This is a genomic window from Streptomyces sp. NPDC053750 (assembly GCF_044544295.1).
Lineage (GTDB): Bacteria > Actinomycetota > Actinomycetes > Streptomycetales > Streptomycetaceae > Streptomyces.
Genome location: NZ_JBITXB010000003.1, coordinates 367,541 through 389,367 on the forward strand (window position 1 = coordinate 367,541; position 21,827 = coordinate 389,367).

Below are 21,827 nucleotides of genomic sequence, written 5' to 3' on the forward strand. Positions count from 1 at the left end.
CGGGGGGGGGGGCGCGGGCCGGGGCGGCGCTGGGGGGGGGGCGGGGGGGGGGGGGGGGGGGGGGGGCGCGGGGGGGGGGGGGGGGGCGGGCCCCCCCCCCCCCCCCCCCCCCCCGTGGGTCATCCGCCTACGCCAGCAGCTCCACCTCCGCCAGCGTGTGCGAGCCGTCCAGGACCAGTCGGTACTTCGCGTACGCGCCCGGCGACGCCACCGAGAACGCCCGGGTCTGCCGGTCCCAGGCGAAGGACTCGCCGGAGCGCTGGTCCAGGGTCCGCCACGTTGTGCCGTCGGCCGATCCCTGGAGCTTCCAGCCGGTCGGTGCCTTCGCCCGGTCCGCCGGCGACGTCAGGGTGTACTGGACCGCCTCGGCGCCCTTCTCGGACACCGGCAGGTCCACCGATGTCACGGCAGCCTCCGTCCCCGACGTGTTGTCGAACAGGGCGCCCTCGCCCTCGACGGCGTCCGCGCGCGGGGTCGGCACCTCGTCGTCCCGGGTGATCGACGGCGGCGCCGCGTTCTCGCCTGTGCCCCACGAGGACGGCTTCGAGCCCATGTCGAACTCCAGGACGCCGCCCTTCGCGATCAGCGAGTGCGGCAGCGAAGTGGAGTTCCAGCGCTTGCCGTTGACCTTCAGGCCCTGCACGTAGATGTTCTTCGTGCTGTTCTTCGGGGCCTTGACGACCAGCTCGCGGCCGTTCTCCAGGTGGACGGTCGCCTTGGTGAACAGCGGGGAGCCGATGGCGTACTCGCCGCTGCCCATGACCAGCGGGTAGAAGCCGAGCGAGGAGAAGAGGAACCAGGCCGACTGCTCGCCGTTGTCCTCGTCACCGTGGTAGCCCTGGCCGATCTCGCTGCCCGTGTACAGACGCCGGAGCACCTCGCGGATGTTCTTCTGCGTCTTGTACGGCTGCCCGGCCGCGTCGTACATGTACAGGGCGTGGTGGGCGACCTGGTTGGAGTGGCCGTACATGCCCATGCGGACGTCGCGCGCCTCGGTCATCTCGTGGATGACACCGCCGTAGGAGCCCTTGAACTCGGGGGAGGCCGTCTCCGGGGTGGAGAGGTACTCGTCGAGCTTGTCGCCGAGGCCGTCCCGACCGCCGTACAGGTTGGCCAGGCCCCGGCTGTCCTGCGGGGCGGTGAAGGCGTAGCCCCAGCCGTTGGTCTCGGTGTAGTCGTGGCCCCACACGCGCGGGTCGTACTTCTCCGATTCCACGCGCCAGTTGCCCACCGCGTCCTTGCCCTGGAAGAAGCCCGCCTTCGCGTCGAACAGGTTGACGTACTCCTGGGCGCGGTTGAGGAAGTACGCCGACTCCTCCTTGTAGCGCTTCTCGCCGGTCTCGCGGTGGAGCTTCTCGGCCATCTTCGCGATGCCGTAGTCGTTGAGGTAGCCCTCCAGCGCCCACGACAGGCCCTCGTGCGTCTCGGTGCTGGTGTAGCCGAGGAACGGCGAGGTCGCCATGCCCTTGCGGCCCACGCCGGACGACGGGGGCACGACGGTGGCGTTCTTGACGGCCGCGTCGTACGCCGCCTTCGCGTCGAAGTCGACGCCCTTGACGTATGCGTCCGCGAACGCCACGTCCGAGGAGGTGCCGGTCATCAGGTCCGCGTAGCCGGGGGAGGACCAGCGCGAGGTCCAGCCGCCGTCCTTGTAGTGCTGCACGAAGCCGTCGACCAGCTCACCGGCCTTGGAGGGGGTCAGGAAGGAGTACGCGGGCCAGGTGGTCCGGTAGGTGTCCCAGAAGCCGTTGTTGACGTAGACCTTGCCGTCCACGATCTTGGCGCCGGTCTCGGTCGGGGTGTTCTCCTTGACCGCCGAGGAGAACGGGGAGGCGTACTTGTACGTCCCGTCGACCTTCTCGTGGCCCGCGTTCGGGTACAGGTACAGCCGGTACAGGCTGGAGTACAGCGTGGTCAGCTGGTCCTGCGTGGCGCCCTCGACCTCGACCTTGCCGAGGATGCGGTCCCACTGCTTCTGGGCGTCGCGCTTGACCTTGTCGAAGGAGGTGCGCTGCGGGATCTCCTGGCGCAGGTTGTCCTTCGCCTGGTCGACGCCGATCAGCGAGGTCGCGATGCGCAGCGTCACGGTGCGGTCCTTGCCCGCGTCGAAGCGCAGGTGGCCCTTGACGCCGCCGGCGTCACCGCCGGTGACCTTGCTGTCGAACTCGCCGTACACGAAGAGGCGGGTGGCGCCCGCGGAGCCGCCGGACTTGACGTCCGAGTAGCCGGTGAAGGTGCCGTTCTCCTTGTCCAGGGTCAGGCCGGCCTGGTCGTTGACGTTGTCGAAGATGACGCTCGCGTCGTCACCGGGGTAGGTGAAGCGCATCATCGCCGCGTGGTCGGTCGGCGCCATCTCGGCCTTCAGGCCGTTCTCGAACCGCACCCCGTAGTAGTACGGCCGGGCGGTCTCGTTCTCGTGCCGGAAGGCGAGCTCGCGGGCGTCCCGGCCGGTGTCCGGGGTGCCGGAGGCGGCCGAGGGCATCACCTGGAAGGTCTGCCGGTCGCCCATCCACGGGCTCGGCTCGTGGCTCGCGCCGAACGCCTGGAGCGTGGGCAGGTTGTCCGCGTTGTTGCCGCGTGCGTACTCGTACAGCCAGCTCAGCGATCCGGCGTTGGTCACCGGCGTCCAGAAGTTGAAGCCGTGCGGCACGGCGGTCGCGGGGAAGTTGTTGCCGCGGGAGAAGCTGCCGCTGGAGTTGGTGCCGCGCGTGGTCAGCGCGTAGTCGGACAGGTGGGCCTTCGGGCGCTCGGCCTCGGCCCGCGCGATGGCCACGTCGTCCAGCCAGCCCCGGAACTTCGCCGGGCCCTTGGGGGAGTCGTACGCCACCAGGATCCGGTCGACGGTCTTGCCGGCCGCGACCGAGCCGATCCCCGACCTCACGCTGTTCCACTGGTTGACGTACAGCACCTTGGCGTCGCCCTGACCGCGCGGCGTCAGCGGGAAGCCGTGCTGGTCGGTGGCCCCGAGGTCGCTCAGGAAGGTGCCGTCGGTGAACGCGAGGTCGACGGAGACGTTCGTGGCGTCGTAGTCGAGGTCGCCGTCGGCCATCGACGGGAAGACCTTGTACGACAGCTCGGTGCGGCGGTCGACCTTCACGTCGACGTCGAAGACCTTGTTGTACGAGTACGCCCGGCCGTCCGCGGTGTGCCGCCCCGCGTACTTGAGTGCCCGCTTGCCGGTGAAGCCGGCGCCCGCCTTGGCCGTCGGCGAGCCGCTCGGGCCGCGGTCGACGACGGAGAGCATGTCCTCGGGGACGGGTGTGTCGGTGGCGGCGGTGGCCAGCTGCACGTCGGCGAGCTGGAGCGCGTCACCCGCCCCGTTGTTCCTGGTGACCTCCAGCCGGAAGTGCCGGAACTCGGCGACCTCGGCGAGGTCGTACGTCTTCGTCTGGAACCGCTCGCCGAAGGCTTCCCCGGCGCGGGTGTCGAGGGTCTGCCAGGTCCGGCCGTCCGCCGAGCCCTTGAGCGTCCAGTCCACCGGGTCGCGTTCGGCGTGGTCGTTGGCCGAAGTGAGCGCGTATTTCGCGATTTTCGCCGGTTCGTCCAGGTCGAACTCGACCCAGCCGGTCTTCTCGAAGGTCAGCCACTTGGTGCCCGGCTCACCGTCGACGAGGTTCTCCTTCACCTCGCCGCCGCCCGTGTTCTCGGCGCTCGCCCGTACGCCGCTGACGCGATCGGTGACATTGCCCGGTATGCCGGTGCTGTATCCGCCGTCCACGCCGGCCGCCCGCTTGCTGCCGTCGGGGGCCGTGTCCACGGTGCTGACCCAGTCCGGAACCGGGTCGTCCGCCTCGAAGGACGACGTGAACTCCCGGTCGGCCTTGGCCGGTGCGGTGGGCAGCGCGACCGCCGCCCCCTGTGAACCCACCGCCAAAGCGAAGGCGGTCGTCACCACGACCGCCGGACCCCATCTGTGCCGAACCCTGTACTGCATGCGCCAGCACCCTCCCTGCGCTCACTGGGGAATGGACAACGTTGTCAAATTCGATGCGCAAGGACTAGTAGTGCTTGAAGGGGTCAATGGTGTCAAGGGTGTTGGCTGTGGCGTGCGGGTCCGGTGCCCGGGACATTTCCTTCAGGGGGCACGCAGTCCGCTCATATTTCCGCGAGGTCTCAACTCGGAAAAGACGTATGAGGAACCTTGCATTCGATCTTGCTCCGTCGGTGTTAAGTGGACTATACCTGTCGGCACTCCGGGGCATCTTCACCGCACCCGACCTTGTACGGCCGCACTTCCTGCATGACCCAGCTTGACCCGAACGCGGTGCCGGGGAGGATCCGGTTCACCGCCTGAGTCCTGGAGAAGGCGAGGACTTGAGCATGGGATCCACCACCGGTGTGGGCCATCGCGATCTGATCAGGCGGACGACCGCCGCTCTGGCCTCGGCGACTGTTGTGCCGGCATCGCTCAGCTGATCATCGGCGCCGCACCGCGGCTCCGAGACGACGGCGACAACGCCCCACGTGTGGCCGGCGCAGGACCGGTCCGGCCACGGCGGGCGCACACGCAGCACACCCGTACAGCTCCAATCGATCAGTGAGGTTGCAGAGATGACCATTCGTGCCGGCTCTCTTGACAGGCGGACGCTCCTGCGCGGGGCCATCGCCACCGCGGCGATGGGCTCGTTCGCGGTCGCGTGCAGCTCTCCCTCCAGCAAGGACAGCGACGGCGACGGCGGCCCGAAGGGCGAGAAGAGCGCCAAGAACCCGTTCGGTGTCGCCGCGAACTCCGCGGTCGAAGCGGCCATCTTCGACGGCGGCTACGGCACCGACTACGTCGACTACACCAACCAGGTGCTCGGAAGCCAGGTCAAGGGCCTCAAGGTCCAGGTCAAGCCGGTCGTCGACATCGCCCCCCAGCTCCAGCCCCGCTTCGTCGGCGGCAACCCGCCGGACCTCATCGACAACTCCGGTGAGGACCAGATCGGCTTCCTCGGCATCCTCGACCAGCTGGAGGAGCTCGACGACCTCTTCGAGGCCAACACCTACGAGGGCAAGAAGATCGCCGATGTCGTCTACCCCGGCGTCAAGGACCCCGGAACGTACAACGGCAAGTTCGTCGCGCTCCGGTACGTGATGACGGTGTACGGCGTCTGGTACTCGAAGACGCTCTTCGAGGAGAACGGCTGGACCCCGCCGAAGACCTGGGACGAGGCGCTCGACCTCGGCCAGCAGGCGAAGAAGAAGGGCAAGTACCTCTTCGTCCACGGCAAGGAAGCCGCGACCTACTACCAGACGATGCTGTTCGCCTCAGCGATCAAGGAGGGCGGTGACGAGGTCCGGCTCGCTCTCGGCAATCTCGAGAAGGGCGCCTGGTCGCATCCGGCCGTCCAGGGCGTCCTCAAGGTCATGGAGACCATGATCAAGGAGAAGATGTTCGTCCCCGGCGGCTCCGGCACCCAGTTCCAGAAGGCGCAGGCGATCTGGAGCAACGACCAGAAGGCGCTGCTCTACCCGTCGGGTGGCTGGATCGAGAACGAGATGAAGAAGGCCACCAAGGCGGACTTCCAGATGACCGGGTTCCCGGAGATGACGCTCACGGACAAGCCGAAGCTGCCCTACGAGTCGCTCCACGCCGCAGCGGGCGAGCCGTTCATCGTGCCCAAGCAGGGCAAGAACCCGGCCGGCGGCAAGGAAGTGCTGCGGGCGATGCTGTCCGAGAAGGCGGCCGCCAACTTCTCCAAGACAAAGCTGGCCCCGACGGTGGTCAAGGGCACCGTGCCCGCCGACGGCTTCGGATCGGCCGCCCTCGTCTCCCAGACGAAGATGCTCGAGGCCGCGGGCGACAACATCTACGACATGAGGAGGTTCGTCGAGGCCTACGGCATGAATACCGACCAGTTGGTGCCGTGGAACTCGTTCCTCTCCGGTGACCTCGACCGCAAGGGCCTCACCGCGGCCCTGCAGAAGATCTCCGACACGGTCCGGGAAGACGGCTCCATCGACAAGATCGAGATCAGCTAGTACGGCGATGAAAGACACGACCACCACCTCCGACGCCGCAAGCCGCCGGCCCGAGCCGGCCGCTCGCGGCGGGCGGCCACGGCGCCGCAAGCTCACGTTCGACCGGGTGACGTTCTTCCTCGCGTTCCTCGGCGTCCCGCTGGCCATCTTCGTGATCTTCGTCCTGATCCCGTTCGGCCAGGCGATCTTCTGGGCGATGACCGACTGGCGCGGCTTCAGCCCGGACTACAACTTCGTCGGCTTCGACAACTTCACGAAGATGTTCCAGGACGACGTCTTCCTGAAGGCGTTGCGCAACGTCGCACTCCTCGCGGCCTTCGTGCCGCTGGTGACGCTGACGCTCGCCCTCGGGGTCGCCGTGGCCATCACCCTGGGCGGGCCCAGCAAGGGCCCCGTCCGAGGGATCCGGGGAGCGTCGTTCTACCGGATCATCTCCTTCTTCCCCTACGTCGTGCCGGCGATCATCGTCGGTCTGATCTGGGCGCAGATGTACGACCCGAACGCCGGCCTGCTCAACGGCGTCCTCACCGGCCTCGGCCTCGACCAGTTCGACACGTTCGCGTGGCTGGGCGAGAAGGCGGCCGCGATGCCGGCCGTGATGTTCGTCATCGTCTGGGGGCTCGTCGGGTTCTACGCGGTGCTCTTCATCGCCGCGATCAAGGGCGTTCCCGCCGAGCTGTACGAGGCGGCGAGGATCGACGGGGCCGGCCGGTTCCGCACCACGATCTCGATCACCCTGCCGGCGATCCGGGACAGCGTGCAGACGGCGTACATCTACCTGGGCATCGCCGCCCTCGACGCGTTCGTCTACGTCCAGGCGATGGTGCCGAACGGCGGCCCGGACAACTCGACCCTGACGATCAGCCAGCGTCTGTTCAACGTCGCTTTCGCCAAGCAGCAGTTCGGCTACGCCACCGCGATGGGCGTCGTCCTCGCCGTCGTCACCCTGGTGTTCGCGGCGCTGGTGTTCCTCGTCAACCGCCTCACGGGCGGCGGCGAGGGCGAGAGCAAGAGGAAAGCACCTGGGTCCAGGGCTCGGCGTGCCGCAGCCAAGGGAGGTGCCCGGTGAGCGTCATTGCCGCCGACCGGAAGCCGGCCAGTGACCGGAAACCGGCGAGCGACCGCAAGCTGACGCGCGTCGCCGCGAGCAGCGACCGCAGATTCGCGGCGATCTCGCACGCCCTGCTGATCCTGTGGTCCGTGATCGTGATCGTGCCCATGCTGTGGGTGCTGATGTCGTCGTTCAAATCGACCGGCGAGATCCTTTCGTCGCCGTTCTCGCTGCCGGATCACTGGCGGTTCGAGAACTACGCGAACGCGTGGACCGACGCGAACATCGGGAAGTACTTCCTGAATTCCGTGATCGTCGTGGTCTCGGCACTGATCCTGGTGATGCTGCTCGGCGCGATGTGCGCCTACATTCTCGCCCGGTTCGAGTTCCCCGGCCGACGGCTGATCTACTACGTGATGCTCGCCGGCCTGACTTTCCCGGTCTTCCTGGCGATCGTTCCGCTCTTCTTCCAGTTGCAGAACTTCGGGCTGCTGAACACGCGTCCCGGACTGATCCTCACCTATGTCGCTTTCGCGCTGCCGTTCACGATGTTCTTCCTCTATTCGTTCTTCCGGTCGCTGCCGCACGACGTGTACGAGGCCGCGCTGATCGACGGTGCCGGGGACTGGCGGGCGTTCTTCCAGGTGATGCTGCCGATGGCCCGTCCGGGCATGGCGGCGGTGGCGATCTTCAACTTCCTGGGCCTGTGGAACCAGTTCCTGCTGCCGGTGGCGCTCAACACCGACCAGGACAAGTGGGTCCTCACCCAGGGCATGGCCGCCTACGCGTCCTCGCAGGTCTACGACATCGACTACGGCGCGCTGTTCGCGGCGATCGTGGTCACGGTGGTGCCCGTACTGATCGTGTACTGCGTCTTCCAGCGGCGGATCGCCGGTTCGGTGTCGCAGGGCACTTTCCGCTGACGCCCACCGCCGCTCCACCCGTCGTACGCAGGGGTCCGGCCCCGGAGAGACAGCTCTCCGGGGCCGGACCCCTGTGGCGTACCGCGGGTAGTCGGCCGTGGACACGGCCTGCAACCGATTTCTTTCAAGGGCTTGACGCCACTGGGCGATTCAGCGGAGTTTGGGGTTCATAACTTGTACAAGGTCCGCATCACACAGGGTGACACGGACCCAGGGATGAGGGTGAGAGTCAATGGAGACTCCCGGGTCGCAGTCGTCGCTGCACCGAGCCAACCTGGAACGGGTCGTACGAGCGGTACGGCTCGCCGGGTCGCTCACGCAGGCGGAGATCGCGAGGACGACGGGCCTGTCCGCGGCGACCGTCTCGAACATCGTCCGGGAACTGAAGGACGGCGGGACCGTCGAGGTCACGCCCACCTCGGCGGGCGGCCGCCGTGCCCGCAGCGTCTCCCTGAGCGGGGATGCGGGCATCGTCATCGGCGTCGACTTCGGGCACACGCATTTGCGCGTCGCGGTCGGGAACCTGGCACATCAGGTGCTCGCCGAGGAGTCCGAGCCGCTGGACGTCGACGCCTCCGCGGCGCAGGGCTTCGACCGGGCGGAACAGCTGGTCAACCGGCTGATCGCGGCGACCGGCGTCGACCGCTCCAAGATCGCGGGGGTGGGCCTCGGCGTGCCCGGCCCGATCGACGTGGAGTCCGGCACGCTGGGCTCGACCGCCATCCTGCCCGGCTGGGGCGGCACCCGGCCCGCCGAGGAGCTGCGGGGGCGGCTCGGCGTGCCGGTGCACGTGGACAACGACGCCAACCTCGGCGCCCTCGGCGAGCTGGTCTGGGGCAGCGGCCGGGGGGTGCGGGACCTGGCGTACATCAAGGTCGCCAGCGGTGTCGGCGCGGGCCTGGTCATCAACGGCAAGATCTACCGCGGCCCCGGCGGCACCGCGGGCGAGATCGGGCACATCACGCTCGACGAGGCCGGCCCCGTCTGCCGCTGCGGGAACCGGGGCTGCCTGGAGACCTTCGCGGCCGCACGCTACGTCCTCCCGCTCCTCCAGCCGAGCCACGGCACCGATCTGACCATGGAGGGCGTCGTGCGGCTGGCGCGGGACGGCGACCCGGGCTGCCGTCGGGTGATCGCCGACGTCGGCCGCCACATCGGCAGCGGCGTGGCCAATCTCTGCAACCTGCTCAACCCGAGCCGCGTGGTCCTCGGCGGCGACCTCGCCGAGGCCGGTGAGCTGGTGCTGGGCCCGATCAGAGAGTCCGTGGGCCGGTACGCCATCCCCAGTGCGGCGCGTCAACTCTCCGTTCTCCCCGGGGCACTTGGCGGCCGGGCCGAGGTGCTCGGAGCGCTCGCCCTCGCCCTCAGCGAGATGGGCGATTCGACGCTTTTGGACGGAAGTGTGAACGGCGCTCTGTCGTCGGCCACCCCTGCCTTCACTTAGAGAACGGATGGCACCGTTGCCATCTCGTTAAGGATTTACTTCTTGACGTCGCACGTGTGGCCGAGTTGACTTCCAGCCACCTCGGCCGCAACGACGCGGCCTCGTCAGGGAGGTTTCTGAAGTGAACACGCGTATGCGTCGTGCCGCCGTTGCCGTTGCCGCCACCGCGATGGCCGTCTCTCTCGCCGCTTGCGGCAGCGCCAAGGAGTCCGGCGACAAGAGCGACTCGTCCGACTCCGCCGCCAAGAAGGGCGACGACATCAAGGTCGGCCTCCTCCTTCCGGAGAACCAGACCGCGCGCTACGAGAAGTTCGACAAGCCCTTGATCGAGAAGAAGGTCAAGGAGCTCACGAACAACAAGGGCGAGGTCGTCTACGCCAACGCCAAGCAGGACGCCACGCTGCAGGCGCAGCAGGTCGACACCATGATCACCAACAAGGTCGACGTGCTGATCGTGGACGCGGTGGACTCCAAGGCCATCGCCGGCTCGGTGAAGAAGGCCAAGGACCAGGGCATCAAGGTCGTCGCCTACGACCGCCTGGCCGAGGGCCCGATCGACGCCTACACCTCGTTCGACAACGTGACCGTCGGCAAGACCCAGGGCGAGGCCCTGCTGCAGGCGCTGGGCGACAAGGCCAAGAGCGGCCAGATCGTCATGATGAACGGCTCCTCCACCGACCCGAACGCCGCCCAGTTCAAGGAGGGCGCCCACTCCGTCCTCGACGGCAAGGTGAACGTCGGCCGCGAGTACGACACCAAGGAGTGGAAGCCGGAGAACGCCAACGCCAACATGGAAGGCGCCATCTCCGCCATCGGCAAGGACAAGATCATCGGCGTCTACTCCGCCAACGACGGCATGGCGGGCGGCATCATCACCGCCCTGAAGGCCGCCGGCATCGCCAACATCCCGGTCACCGGCCAGGACGCCGAGCTCGCGGGTGTGCAGCGCATCATCACCGGCGAGCAGTACATGAGCGTCTACAAGTCCTACCCGCAGGAGGCCGCGGTCGCCGGCGAGATGGCCGTCGCCCTCGCCAAGGGCGAGTCGCTCGACTCCATCGCCAAGGACAAGGCCGACAGCGCCACCACCAAGGGCATCCCCTCGGTGCTCGTCCCGGTCGTCTCGCTGACCAAGGACAACATCAAGGACACCGTGATCAAGGAGGGCTTCTACACCCTCGACGAGATCTGCGCCGGCAACTACAAGGCCGCCTGCGACAAGATCGGTCTCAAGTAGGCAGTCCCGCATCCCGTACCGCCTGAGCGCGTACGGGACCGGCTGCACGCAGCTTCCTCCGGTGCCCCGCACTCGACAGCCCCGCAAGCTACGCGGGGCGCCGGACGGAACACCCAGCGGGTACCCCCCGCCACCCCCCCCAAACTTCTGCACAACCTCCCGCCGGGTCAGGCGGCGAAGGAGATGGTTCACGTGTCCGCTACGCCCGTGCTGGCGTTGCGCGGGGTCTCCAAGCGATTCGGTGCCGTCCAGGCGCTCACCGACGTAGAGCTTGAGGTCCACGCCGGTGAGGTGGTCGCCCTGGTGGGCGACAACGGCGCCGGAAAGTCCACGCTGGTCAAGACGATCGCCGGCGTGCACCCCATCGATGAGGGCGCCATCGAGTGGGACGGCAAGACCGTCACGATCAACAAGCCGCACGACGCCCAGAACCTCGGCATCGCGACCGTCTACCAGGACCTCGCGCTGTGCGACAACATCGACGTCGTCGGCAACCTCTACCTGGGCCGGGAGATCCGCAAGCGCGGTGTCCTGGACGAGGTGGAGATGGAGCGCCGCTCCCGCGAGCTCCTCGACACGCTGTCGATCCGCATCCCGAGCGTCCGCATCCCGATCGCCTCGCTCTCCGGCGGTCAGCGCCAGGTCGTGGCGATCGCCCGGTCCATGCTCGGCGAGCCGAAGCTGGTCATCCTCGACGAGCCCACCGCCGCCCTCGGCGTGGAGCAGACCGCGCAGGTCCTCGACCTCGTGGAGCGGCTGCGCGAGCGCGGCCACGCCGTCATCCTCATCAGCCACAACATGGCCGATGTCAAGGCGGTCGCCGACAAGGTCGCCGTCCTGCGCCTCGGGCGCAACAACGGCGTCTTCGAGGTCAAGTCGACCTCGCAGGAAGAGATCATCTCCGCCATCACGGGCGCCACGGAGAACGCCGTGACCCGTCGTGCGGCGCGCACCAATGGGGAGATCCAGAAGTGAGTATCGACAAGACCTCCGCATCCGCAGACGCGGCCACCGAGGACCACGCGGTGGAGAACCCCGATGCGGCCTCCGCCGCGGTCACCGCGGTGGACCCCCGCCTGCTGGTGCGCGAGCAGGGCCTCGCGGGCTACGTCAGCGAGTTCAAGCGGAAGATGAAGGCGGGCGACCTCGGGTCCCTCCCGGTCGTCGTCGGCCTGCTGGTCATCTGGGCCATCTTCACCAGCCTGAACTCCAACTTCCTGACCGCCGGCAACTTCTCCGACATGTCGGTCGCCATGGTCGGCACCGGCATGATCGCCGTCGGTATCGTCTTCGTCCTGCTGCTCGGCGAGATCGACCTGTCGGTCGGCTCGGTCAGCGGTGTCGCGGGCGCCACCTTCGCGGTGCTGAGCGTCACGCACGGGATGAACGAGATACTCGCCCTGGTGCTGGCCGTCCTCACCGGCACCGTGGCCGGCGCCATCCACGGCTTCGTCTTCGCCCGCATCGGTGTCCCGGCCTTCGCCGTGACGCTGGCCGGACTGCTGTTCTGGCAGGGCTTCATGCTGCAGATCCTCGGCAGCAACGGCACCATCAACCTCGACTCCGAGGGCGTGGTCGTCAAGCTGACCAGCTACTACTTCAGCGACGTGGCCGCCGCCTACGGCCTGGCGATCGTGGTGACCGCGGGGTACTTCCTCACCGCGTTCTTCGACAACCGTCGCCGCGAGGCCGCCGGGGTGCCGTCCCGGCCGCTGAACGAGATCATCGTGCGCACGGCGCTGCTCGCGATCCTGGCCTTCGCCGTGGCGATCGTCTTCAACCAGTACAAGGGCCTGCCGCTGGCCGTGGTGATCTTCCTCGCGGTCCTGCTGCTCACGGACTTCGTGCTGCGCCGCACCGCCTACGGCCGCAAGGTCTTCGCCCTCGGCGGCAGCGTCGAGGCGTCGCGCCGGGCCGGTATCAACGTGGAGCTGGTCCGGATCTCGGTCTTCGCGATCGCCGGTACCTTCGCCGCGATCGGCGGTCTCTTCGTCGCCTCGAAGATCGCCTCCGCCAACCAGGGCGCGGGCACCGGTGAGTTCCTGATGAACGTCATCGCCGCGGCCGTGATCGGCGGCACGTCCCTCTTCGGTGGCCGCGGCCGCACGTGGGACGCGCTGCTCGGTGTGATGGTCATCGTCTCGATCCAGTACGGCCTCGCCCTGGAGGGCATCGCCTCGCCGGTCCAGTACATGATCACCGGTGGCGTGCTGCTGGCGACGGTCGTCATCGACGCGATCACCCGCAAGACGCAGAAGACGGCCGGCCGCGCGTAGGGCGGACCCCGACCCGCGTACGACCGAAGGCGGTCCGCCCGCCGGCCCGGCTGAGCCCCGGGCCGGCGGGCGGACCGCTGTGCTGCCGCGTCGGGGCGGACCGCCGTGCTGCCGCGTCAGGAGGCGTAGCCGTCGCGTCAAGAGGGGACGTAGAAACGGCCGTCGATGGGTACAGCCGATCGCGTGACGTACGACGCACCGCCCCGACACGTTCCGCCGGAGCGGAACATTAGACTCGACGAGCCCGGCAACAGCTCTACTGCAAGGAGGCACGGGTGCCGCTGCTGACCCGCATCACGGGACCGCGCGATCTGGACCGGCTCAGCCTGGAAGAGCTGGACCGGCTGGCAGAGGAGATCCGCACCTTCCTCGTCGACGCCGTCTCCAAGACCGGCGGCCACCTCGGCCCCAACCTCGGCGTGGTGGAACTCACCCTCGCCCTGCACCGCGTCTTCGACTCGCCGAAGGACAAGGTGCTCTGGGACACCGGCCACCAGTCCTACGTGCACAAGCTGCTCACCGGCCGTCAGGACTTCTCGAAGCTGAAGATGAAGGGCGGCCTGTCCGGCTACCCCTCGCAGGCCGAGTCCGAGCACGACGTCATCGAGAACAGCCACGCCTCCACCGTCCTCGGCTGGGCCGACGGCATCGCCAAGGCCAACCAGGTCCTCGACCGCGACGACCACGTCGTCGCCGTCATCGGCGACGGCGCGCTCACCGGCGGCATGGCCTGGGAGGCGCTGAACAACATCGCCGCCGCCAAGGACCGCCCCCTCGTCATCGTCGTCAACGACAACGAGCGCTCCTACGCCCCCACCATCGGCGGCCTCGCCAACCACCTGGCCACCCTGCGCACCACCGACGGCTACGAGCGCTTCCTCGCCCGCACCAAGGAGGTCCTGGAGCGCACCCCGGTCGTCGGCCGCCCCCTCTACGACACCCTGCACGGCGCGAAGAAGGGCCTGAAGGACTTCATCGCCCCGCAGGGCATGTTCGAGGACCTGGGCCTGAAGTACGTCGGCCCGATCGACGGCCACGACATCGAGGCCCTGGAGTCCGCCCTCACCCGCGCCAAGCGCTTCGGCGGCCCGGTCATCGTGCACTGCCTCACCGAGAAGGGCCGCGGCTACCAGCCCGCCCTGGCGGACGAGGCCGACCGCTTCCACGCCGTCGGCAGGATCCACCCCGACACGGGCCTGCCCATCTCAACCTCCGGCGCCGACTGGACCAGCGTCTTCGGCGACGAGATGGTGAAGATCGGCGAGGAGCGCGAGGACGTCGTTGCCATCACCGCCGCCATGCTCCAGCCGGTCGGCCTCGACAAGTTCGCCAAGGCCTTCCCCGACCGGGTCTACGACGTCGGCATCGCCGAGCAGCACGGCGCCGTCTCCGCGGCCGGCCTCGCCCACGGCGGCGTCCACCCGGTCTTCGCCGTCTACGCCACCTTCCTCAACCGCGCCTTCGACCAGGTCCTGATGGACGTGGCCCTGCACAAGTGCGGCGTCACCTTCGTGCTGGACCGCGCCGGTGTCACCGGCACCGACGGCGCCTCCCACAACGGCATGTGGGACATGTCGATCCTCCAGGTCGTCCCCGGCCTGCGCCTGGCCGCCCCGCGCGACGCCGACCAGGTCCGCGCCCAGCTGCGCGAGGCCGTCGCGGTGGACGACGCGCCGACCGTGGTCCGCTTCTCCAAGGGCGCCGTCGGCCCCGCCGTACCCGCCGTCGGCCGTGTCGGCGGCATGGACGTGCTGCGCGCCCCCGGCACCGACACCCCGGACGTCCTGCTGGTCTCCGTCGGCGCGCTCGCCCCGATGTGCCTGGAGATCGCCGACCTGCTGAACCGGCAGGGCATCTCCACCACCGTGGTCGACCCGCGCTGGGTCAAGCCCGTCGACGAGGCCATGGCCCCGCTCGCCGAGCGCCACCGCGTGGTCGTCACCGTCGAGGACAACTCGCGGGTCGGCGGTGTCGGCTCCGCCGTCGCCCAGGCCCTGCGCGACGCGGGCGTCGACGTACCGCTGCGCGACTTCGGCATCCCGCCGCGCTTCCTCGACCACGCCTCCCGCGCCGAGGTCCTGGCCGAGATCGGGCTCACCGCGCCCGACATCGCCCGCCAGGTCACCGGCCTGGTCGCCAAGCTCGACGGCAAGTACGAGCGCACGGGCGCCGAGGTGGACCCGATGGAGGCCGCGCGCGACTGACGTACGGCCGGATGGGTCGGTATCTCCATACGTTGCGGTGGTGAAACCGACCCATCCGCGTGAATCCGCTCACGCCGGGGCATACGCACTAGGCCCCCTCTCGATCATGTCGAGGACGCAAGCGTGGGAGGACCCGTGAGCAGCACCCTCTTCAGGACCAAAAAGATCGAGCAGTCGATCCGCGACACCGAGGAGCCCGAGCACGCGCTCAAGAAATCCTTGTCCGCGCTCGACCTCACCGTCTTCGGTGTCGGTGTCATCATCGGCACCGGCATCTTCGTACTGACCGGCACGGTCGCCAAGAACAACGCCGGGCCCGCCGTGGCCCTGGCCTTCGTCGTCGCCGGTGTCGTCTGCGCGCTCGCCGCGCTCTGCTACGCCGAGTTCGCCTCCACGGTCCCGGTGGCCGGCTCGGCGTACACCTTCTCCTACGCCTCGCTCGGCGAGCTGCCCGCCTGGATCATCGGCTGGGACCTGGTCCTGGAGTTCGCGCTCGGGACGGCGGTGGTGGCCGTCGGCTGGTCGGGCTACGTCCGTTCGCTGATGGACAACGCGGGCTGGCAGATGCCCGCGGAGCTCGGCGGCAGGGACGGCGCCGAGGGATTCGGCTTCGACATCCTCGCCGCCGCCCTGGTCCTGGTGATCACCGGCATCCTCGTCCTCGGCATGAAGCTGTCGGCCCGCATCACCTCGCTCGTCGTCGCCATCAAGGTGACCGTCGTCCTCATCGTGATCATCGCGGGCGCCTTCCTCATCAACGGTGCGAACTACGACCCGTTCATCCCGGAGTCCAAGCCGCAGGAGGCGGGCGGGGGCCTGCATGCGCCGTTGATCCAGTTGATGTTCGGGTGGGCGCCGGCCGACTTCGGCGTGATGGGCATCTTCACCGCCGCGTCCGTCGTCTTCTTCGCCTTCATCGGGTTCGACGTCGTCGCCACGGCCGCCGAGGAGACCAAGAACCCGCAGCGCGACATGCCCCGCGGCATCCTCGGCTCGCTGTTGATCTGCACCGTCCTGTACGTCCTGGTGTCGATCGTCGTCACCGGCATGCAGCACTACAGCACGCTGTCCGAGCAAGCCCCGCTGGCCGAGGCGTTCAAGGCCACCGGGCATCCCTTCTTCTCCGGTGTGATCAGCTTCGGCGCCGCCGTCGGCCTGACCACGGTGTGCATGATCCTGCTGCTCGGCCAGACCCGGGTGTTCTTCGCGATGAGCCGTGACGGACTGCTGCCCCGCTTCTTCTCCGTCGTCCACCCGAAGTTCAAGACGCCGTACCGGCCGACCATCCTGCTCGGCGTCATCATCGCGATCGTGGCGGGTTTCACGAGCCTCAGGGAACTCTCCGAGCTCGTGAACATCGGCACCCTGTTCGCCTTCGTCGTCGTCGCGATCAGCGTGATCATCCTGCGCCGTACCCGCCCCGACCTGCCCCGCGCCTTCCGCACCCCGCTGGTCCCGCTGCTGCCGATCGTGTCGGTGGCCGCCTCGCTGTGGCTGATGCTGAACCTGCCCGCCGAGACCTGGGTCCGGTTCGCCATCTGGATGGCGATCGGTTTCGTCGTGTACTTCCTCTACGGCCGCACCCACAGCCGCCTCGCCCGGGGGGAGGAGGAACCGGGGGCCGGCCCGACGAAGCCGTCGTCCGGTGCAGGAACCCCTCAGTAGGCCCCGCCGTCGAGTACCGTCGTGCCGGCCCCGTACGTCCCGTTCCCGGGGGAGTGCGGGGCCGGAGCGCGTGCACCGGCGCGGTGGTGCCTCAGGCCGGGCGGACGGTCCGCGGCCCCGTCACCTCCGCGCCCAGCTCCGTCACCCGGCGCCGCAGCTCCCGGTCGGCCGTCACCACGAGGACGGCACGGTCACCGGCCGCCCCGGCGACCAGCGCGACCATGTGGTCGTCCCCGCTGCCGGGCGCCGACTCCACCCGTACGCCGGGCACGGAATCCACCCCGCGGGCCGCCCCCTCGACGACGAGGACGACCTCCACGGGCCCCTCCCGCCCCGGCACCCCGTCCACCGCCAGCCGGTCCCGCAACCGCTCCGCGGCCCCCCGCCGGTCCCGCCACCATCCGTCGGGCACGGAGCCGACGACGTTCGCGGCGTCGACGATCACCAGGAGAGGGGCGCTGTCGTTCATGGCAGCCAGGGTCGCACGGCCACCCCGCGCGTAGTGGGCCGCAGGACAGCGGCATAGAGTGATCCTGTGATCGGCGAGTGGCTCATACGCGGTCGTGACGGCCGTCTCAGCATCTACCACGTGTCGTCCGAGGCCGTCCTGTGCCGTGCCGAGCTCGTACCGGGCGGCTCCTGGGGCGCCCCGCGCACCGTGGGCGGAGACCAAAAGGTGCATCCGGTCCTTGCCCTCGGGCAGGGGGCCGACGGATATGTGCACATGGTCTCCTGGCGGCCCACGAAGCCCGGACGGTCGGGCCTCGTGCACTCCGTCCATTTCCGCCCCCTGCTGGCAGCGCTGGACTGGGTCGACGTCGGCCATCCGGCCGGCGAGGGCGAGAGCACCAGCACACCGGCCGTCGCCGTCGACGCCCATGGCCGGGCACACGTCTTCGTACGGGGCGACGGCGGCGGGCTCAGCATGCGCGCCCAGAGCCAGAAGGGCGGCTGGGGCCCGTGGCACGATCTCAAGGGATCGGCACTCCAGGGCGGGCCCGTCGCGACGACCGGCGCCAAGGGGGGCATGCACGCGTATGCGGCGGGGCCCGGCGTGCTCATGCACTGGCGCCAGCCGGGGTCCGGCGTGGTGTTCGGCGCGATGGAGTCGGTGAACGCCGAGGCCCGTCCGGGCACCCTGCGCGCCCTGGCCACCTCCGACGAGAACACCAGCCTGTACTTCACCGACGCCTCCGGCGACCTGTGCGTCTGGCGCCCCGGCAGTGAGCCCGTCGCGCTGCTCCCCGCGGCGGGGCCCGGCCCGGTCTCGGCCGTGCGCTGCCGTATCGACGGGCACGACTGCACGTTGCTCGCCCAGCGTTCGTCCGCGGGCCGCATCGCCTTCGCCGCCTACCCCAGCGAGCAGGAGGCAGCGGGCGCCTGGTGGACCGAGTCCGGGCCGCCGCTGCCCGCGGACGCCGAGGTGTCCCTCGCCCTGGACGCCGAGGACCGGGTGGTGGCGGCGACGCTCTCCCCGTCGACGGGCCGGCTGCTGCTGAGTCGCCTCAAGGACGAGCCGGGGCTGGCGCTCACGGCGTGGCAGGAGCACTGACAGCACGCACAGCACGAAAGAGGGCCTCCGCCGGTGGCGGAGGCCCTCTTCACACGTGCCGGATCCCGACGACTACGCCGGAACCGAAGCCACCCCGGCCTCCAGGAACCGCTTCCCGTTCACCCGCTCGGCGACGCCCTCACGGTCCAGGTACGGCGTGATGCCGCCCAGGTGGAAGGGCCAGCCGGCGCCGGTGATCAGGCACAGGTCGATGTCCTGGGCCTCGGCGACGACACCCTCGTCGAGCATCAGGCCGATCTCCTGGGCCACCGCGTCCAGGACACGGTCGCGGACCTGCTCCTCGGTGAGGACGGTGTCGCCCTGCTTGAGCAGCGCGGCGACCTCCGGGTCCAGCTCGGGCTTGCCGCTGTCGTAGACGTAGAAGCCGCGCTTGCCCGCCTCGACGACCGCCTTCAGGTTCGGGGAGACCGTGAAGCGCTCCGGGAAGGCCCGGTTGAGGGTCTCCGAGACGTGCAGGCCGATCGCCGGGCCGACCAGCTCGAGGAGGACCAGCGGGGACATCGGCAGGCCGAGCGGCTCGACCGCCTTCTCCGCCACGTCCACCGGCGTGCCCTCGTCGATGACGTTCTGGATCTCGCCCATGAAGCGGGTAAGGATGCGGTTCACGACGAACGCCGGGGCGTCCTTCACGAGGACCGCGGTCTTCTTCAGCTTCTTGGCGACGCCGAACGCCGTGGCCAGCGAGGCGTCGTCGGTCTGCTCGCCGCGCACGATCTCCAGGAGCGGGAGGATCGCGACCGGGTTGAAGAAGTGGAAGCCGACGACCCGCTCGGGGTGCTTCAGCTTCGACGCCATCTCCGACACGGAGAGCGACGAGGTGTTGGTGGCGAGGATCGCGTGCGCGGGCGCCACCGCCTCGACCTCCGCGAACACCTTCTGCTTGACGCCCATCTCCTCGAAGACGGCCTCGATGACGAAGTCGGCGTCCGCGAAGCCCTCGGCCTTGTCCAGGACGCCGGTCACCAGGGCCTTGAGGCGGTTGGCCTTGTCCTGGTTGATGCGGCCCTTGCCGAGCAGCTTGTCGATCTCGGCGTGGACGTAGCCCACACCCTTGTCGACGCGCTCCTGGTCGATGTCGGTCAGGACGACCGGCACCTCCAGGCGGCGCAGGAAGAGCAGCGCCAGCTGGGAGGCCATCAGGCCGGCGCCGACGACGCCCACCTTGGTGACCGGGCGGGCCAGCGACTTGTCCGGGGCGCCCGCGGGACGCTTGCCGCGCTTCTGCACCAGGTTGAAGGCGTAGATGCCGGAGCGCAGCTCGCCGCCCATGATCAGGTCGGCGAGCGCCTGGTCCTCGGCGTCGTAGCCCTGCTGGAGGTCGCCGTTCTTGGCGGTGGCGATGATGTCCAGGGCGCGGTAGGCGGCCGGGGCGGCGCCGTGCACCTTGCCGTCGGCGATGAAGCGGCCGCGCGCGACGGCCTGGTCCCAGGCCTCGCCGCGGTCGATCACCGGGCGCTCGACCTCGATGTCGCCCTTGAGGACGGAGGCGGTCCAGATCAGCGACTGCTCGAGGAAGTCGGCGCCCTCGAAGATCGCGTCGGCGATGCCGAGCTCGTGGACCTGCTTGCCCTTGAGCTGCTTGTTCTGGTTCAGGCTGTTCTCGATGATCACCGAGACGGCCTTGTCGGCGCCGATCAGGTTCGGCAGCAGCGTGCAGCCGCCCCAGCCGGGGACCAGGCCGAGGAAGACCTCGGGGAGCGAGAACGCCGGGAGGGCGGCCGACACCGTGCGGTACGAGCAGTGCAGGCCGATCTCGACGCCACCGCCCATCGCGGCGCCGTTGTAGTACGCGAAGGTCGGCACGGCCAGCTTCGCCAGCCGCTTGAAGACGTCGTGGCCGCCCTTGCCGATGGCCAGCGCGTCCTCGTGCCGCTTCAGCAGCTCGACGCCCTTGAGGTCGGCGCCGACGGCGAAGATGAACGGCTTGCCGGTGACGCCGACGCCGACGATGTCGCCGTCCGCGGCCTCCTTCTCGACCCGGTCGATCGCGGCGTCGATGTTCGCCAGCGACTGCGGGCCCAGCGTGGTCGGCTTGGTGTGGTCGTGACCGTTGTCCAGGGTGATCAGGGCGAAGCGCCCGGCGCCCAGGGGCAGGTCGAAGTGGCGCACGTGGGCGCTGGTGACGACCTCGCCGGGGAACAGCTCGGCCGCACCCTTCAGCAGCTCTGCGGTGGTGCTCACTTGTCCCCCTCGAAGTGCGGGTTCTCCCAGATGACCGTCGCGCCCATGCCGAAGCCGACGCACATGGTGGTCAGGCCGTAGCGGACGTGCGGCTGCTCCTCGAACTGGCGGGCCAGCTGCGTCATCAGACGCACGCCCGAGGAGGCCAGCGGGTGGCCGAACGCGATGGCGCCGCCGTACTGGTTGACGCGCGCGTCGTCGTCGGCGATGCCGTAGTGCTCCAGGAAGGCCAGGACCTGGACGGCGAAGGCCTCGTTGATCTCGAAGAGGCCGATGTCGGAGATGGACAGCCCGGCCTGGGCCAGGGCCTTCTCCGTCGCCGGGATCGGGCCGTAGCCCATGACCTCCGGCTCGACGCCCGCGAAGGAGTACGAGACGAGGCGCATCTTGACCGGCAGGTTGTTCTCGCGGGCGAAGTCCTCGCTCGCGATCAGGGAGGCGGTCGCACCGTCGTTCAGACCGGCCGCGTTGCCCGCGGTGACCCGGCCGTGCACGCGGAACGGCGTCTTCAGGCCGGAGAGGTTCTCCAGGGTGGTGCCCGGGCGCATCGGCTCGTCGGCCGTCACCAGACCCCAGCCGGTCTCGCCGGCCTCCGCGTTGGTGCGGCGCACCGAGATCGGCACCAGGTCGGCCTGGATCTGGCCGTTGGCGTACGCCTTGGCGGCCTTCTCCTGGGAGCGCACGGCGTACTCGTCGGCGCGCTGCTTGGTGATCGTCGGGTAGCGGTCGTGCAGGTTCTCGGCGGTCATGCCCATGAACAGGGCCGACTCGTCGACCAGCTTCTCGCTGACGAACCGCGGGTTCGGGTCCACGCCCTCGCCCATCGGGTGGCGGCCCATGTGCTCGACACCGCCCGCGACGGCGACGTCGTACGCGCCGAAGGCGACCGAGCCGGCCACCGTGGTGACGGCGGTCAGGGCGCCCGCGCACATGCGGTCGATGGAGTAACCGGGGACGGACTGCGGCAGGCCCGCGAGGATGCCGGCGGTGCGGCCGATGGTCAGGCCCTGGTCGCCGATCTGGGTGGTCGCGGCGATCGCGACCTCGTCGATCTTCTTCGGGTCGAGACCGGGGTTGCGGCGCAGCAGCTCCCGGATCGCCTTCACGACCAGGTCGTCGGCGCGGGTCTCGTGGTAGATGCCCTTCGGGCCCGCCTTGCCGAACGGGGTGCGGACGCCGTCGACGAAGACGACGTCCCTGACGGTACGAGGCACGATGGCTCTCCTCCAGGGTGCGGGGTGGCACTGCTGCGGCACGCATGCACTGAGCGCGCGCTCAGGCTCATGCTACTTGTGGGTAACGTAGCTGC

14 protein-coding genes are annotated in these 21,827 nt (G+C 69.3%); 10 read left to right on the forward strand and 4 right to left on the reverse strand.

Annotated features, from left to right (window positions below):
- Positions 1-127: 127 nt before the first annotated feature.
- Positions 128-3,934 carry a GH92 family glycosyl hydrolase gene (locus tag ACIGO6_RS11040; protein WP_399874330.1) on the reverse strand — a complete coding sequence of 1,269 codons (3,807 nt, stop codon included), beginning with the start codon at positions 3,932-3,934 and terminating at the stop codon, positions 128-130.
- A 617-nt stretch (positions 3,935-4,551) separates the two neighbouring features.
- Here ACIGO6_RS11040 and ngcE point away from each other — a divergent pair.
- The 9 genes from ngcE to ACIGO6_RS11085 all read left to right on the forward strand — a co-directional run bounded on the left by ngcE (position 4,552) and on the right by ACIGO6_RS11085 (position 16,764).
- Positions 4,552-5,964 (forward strand): N-acetylglucosamine/diacetylchitobiose ABC transporter substrate-binding protein, encoded by a 1,413-nt coding sequence (gene ngcE, locus ACIGO6_RS11045; RefSeq protein ID WP_399874331.1) that lies wholly within the window; start codon positions 4,552-4,554, stop codon positions 5,962-5,964.
- 7 nt (positions 5,965-5,971) lie between these two features.
- Positions 5,972-7,033 carry a carbohydrate ABC transporter permease gene (locus ACIGO6_RS11050; RefSeq protein WP_399874333.1) on the forward strand — a complete coding sequence of 354 codons (1,062 nt, stop codon included), beginning with the start codon at positions 5,972-5,974 and terminating at the stop codon, positions 7,031-7,033.
- Positions 7,030-7,938: a carbohydrate ABC transporter permease gene (locus tag ACIGO6_RS11055; RefSeq protein WP_399874335.1), complete on the forward strand. Its 909-nt coding sequence runs from the start codon at positions 7,030-7,032 to the stop codon at positions 7,936-7,938. The genes ACIGO6_RS11050 and ACIGO6_RS11055 overlap by 4 nt, the downstream gene beginning before the upstream one ends.
- A gap of 232 nt (positions 7,939-8,170) precedes the next feature.
- Positions 8,171-9,382, forward strand: coding sequence for an ROK family protein (locus ACIGO6_RS11060; RefSeq protein WP_399874337.1), 1,212 nt, complete (start codon positions 8,171-8,173; stop codon positions 9,380-9,382).
- 133 nt (positions 9,383-9,515) lie between these two features.
- Positions 9,516-10,619 (forward strand): sugar ABC transporter substrate-binding protein, encoded by a 1,104-nt coding sequence (locus tag ACIGO6_RS11065; protein ID WP_399874894.1) that lies wholly within the window; start codon positions 9,516-9,518, stop codon positions 10,617-10,619.
- 183 nt (positions 10,620-10,802) lie between these two features.
- The gene (locus tag ACIGO6_RS11070; RefSeq protein WP_399874339.1) at positions 10,803-11,594 is read left to right on the forward strand and encodes an ATP-binding cassette domain-containing protein; all 792 of its coding nucleotides are present in this window, start codon (positions 10,803-10,805) and stop codon (positions 11,592-11,594) included.
- Positions 11,591-12,895 carry a sugar ABC transporter permease gene (locus ACIGO6_RS11075; protein ID WP_399874340.1) on the forward strand — a complete coding sequence of 435 codons (1,305 nt, stop codon included), beginning with the start codon at positions 11,591-11,593 and terminating at the stop codon, positions 12,893-12,895. The genes ACIGO6_RS11070 and ACIGO6_RS11075 overlap by 4 nt, the downstream gene beginning before the upstream one ends.
- A 275-nt stretch (positions 12,896-13,170) precedes the next feature.
- Positions 13,171-15,099, forward strand: a complete 1,929-nt coding sequence (dxs, locus tag ACIGO6_RS11080) for a 1-deoxy-D-xylulose-5-phosphate synthase (protein WP_399874342.1) — start codon at positions 13,171-13,173, stop codon at positions 15,097-15,099.
- 135 nt (positions 15,100-15,234) lie between these two features.
- The gene (locus ACIGO6_RS11085; protein ID WP_399874343.1) at positions 15,235-16,764 is read left to right on the forward strand and encodes an amino acid permease; all 1,530 of its coding nucleotides are present in this window, start codon (positions 15,235-15,237) and stop codon (positions 16,762-16,764) included.
- A 91-nt stretch (positions 16,765-16,855) separates the two neighbouring features.
- On the opposite strand, the gene ACIGO6_RS11090 is transcribed toward ACIGO6_RS11085, so the two are convergent.
- Positions 16,856-17,233 carry an NTP pyrophosphohydrolase gene (locus ACIGO6_RS11090; protein ID WP_399874345.1) on the reverse strand — a complete coding sequence of 126 codons (378 nt, stop codon included), beginning with the start codon at positions 17,231-17,233 and terminating at the stop codon, positions 16,856-16,858.
- Positions 17,234-17,299: 66 nt separating this feature from the next.
- On the opposite strand from ACIGO6_RS11090, the gene ACIGO6_RS11095 reads away from it, so the two are divergent.
- Positions 17,300-18,316, forward strand: coding sequence for a hypothetical protein (locus ACIGO6_RS11095; protein WP_399874346.1), 1,017 nt, complete (start codon positions 17,300-17,302; stop codon positions 18,314-18,316).
- 72 nt (positions 18,317-18,388) lie between these two features.
- On the opposite strand, the gene ACIGO6_RS11100 is transcribed toward ACIGO6_RS11095, so the two are convergent.
- Positions 18,389-20,518, reverse strand: coding sequence for a 3-hydroxyacyl-CoA dehydrogenase NAD-binding domain-containing protein (locus ACIGO6_RS11100; protein WP_399874348.1), 2,130 nt, complete (start codon positions 20,516-20,518; stop codon positions 18,389-18,391).
- Positions 20,515-21,732 carry a thiolase family protein gene (locus tag ACIGO6_RS11105; RefSeq protein WP_399874350.1) on the reverse strand — a complete coding sequence of 406 codons (1,218 nt, stop codon included), beginning with the start codon at positions 21,730-21,732 and terminating at the stop codon, positions 20,515-20,517. Before ACIGO6_RS11105 ends, ACIGO6_RS11100 begins: the two co-directional genes overlap by 4 nt.
- Positions 21,733-21,827: the final 95 nt, after the last annotated feature.

What these genes read in the sequence shown, in the direction of transcription:
- ACIGO6_RS11040 (WP_399874330.1), bottom strand. Translation starts at nt 3,934, where the DNA reads ATGCAGTACAGGGTTCGGCACAGATGGGGTCCGGCGGTCGTGGTGACG.
- ngcE (WP_399874331.1), top strand. Translation starts at nt 4,552, where the DNA reads ATGACCATTCGTGCCGGCTCTCTTGACAGGCGGACGCTCCTGCGCGGG.
- ACIGO6_RS11050 (WP_399874333.1), top strand. Translation starts at nt 5,972, where the DNA reads ATGAAAGACACGACCACCACCTCCGACGCCGCAAGCCGCCGGCCCGAG.
- ACIGO6_RS11060 (WP_399874337.1), top strand. Translation starts at nt 8,171, where the DNA reads ATGGAGACTCCCGGGTCGCAGTCGTCGCTGCACCGAGCCAACCTGGAA.
- ACIGO6_RS11065 (WP_399874894.1), top strand. Translation starts at nt 9,516, where the DNA reads ATGCGTCGTGCCGCCGTTGCCGTTGCCGCCACCGCGATGGCCGTCTCT.
- ACIGO6_RS11070 (WP_399874339.1), top strand. Translation starts at nt 10,803, where the DNA reads ATGGTTCACGTGTCCGCTACGCCCGTGCTGGCGTTGCGCGGGGTCTCC.
- ACIGO6_RS11090 (WP_399874345.1), bottom strand. Translation starts at nt 17,233, where the DNA reads ATGAACGACAGCGCCCCTCTCCTGGTGATCGTCGACGCCGCGAACGTC.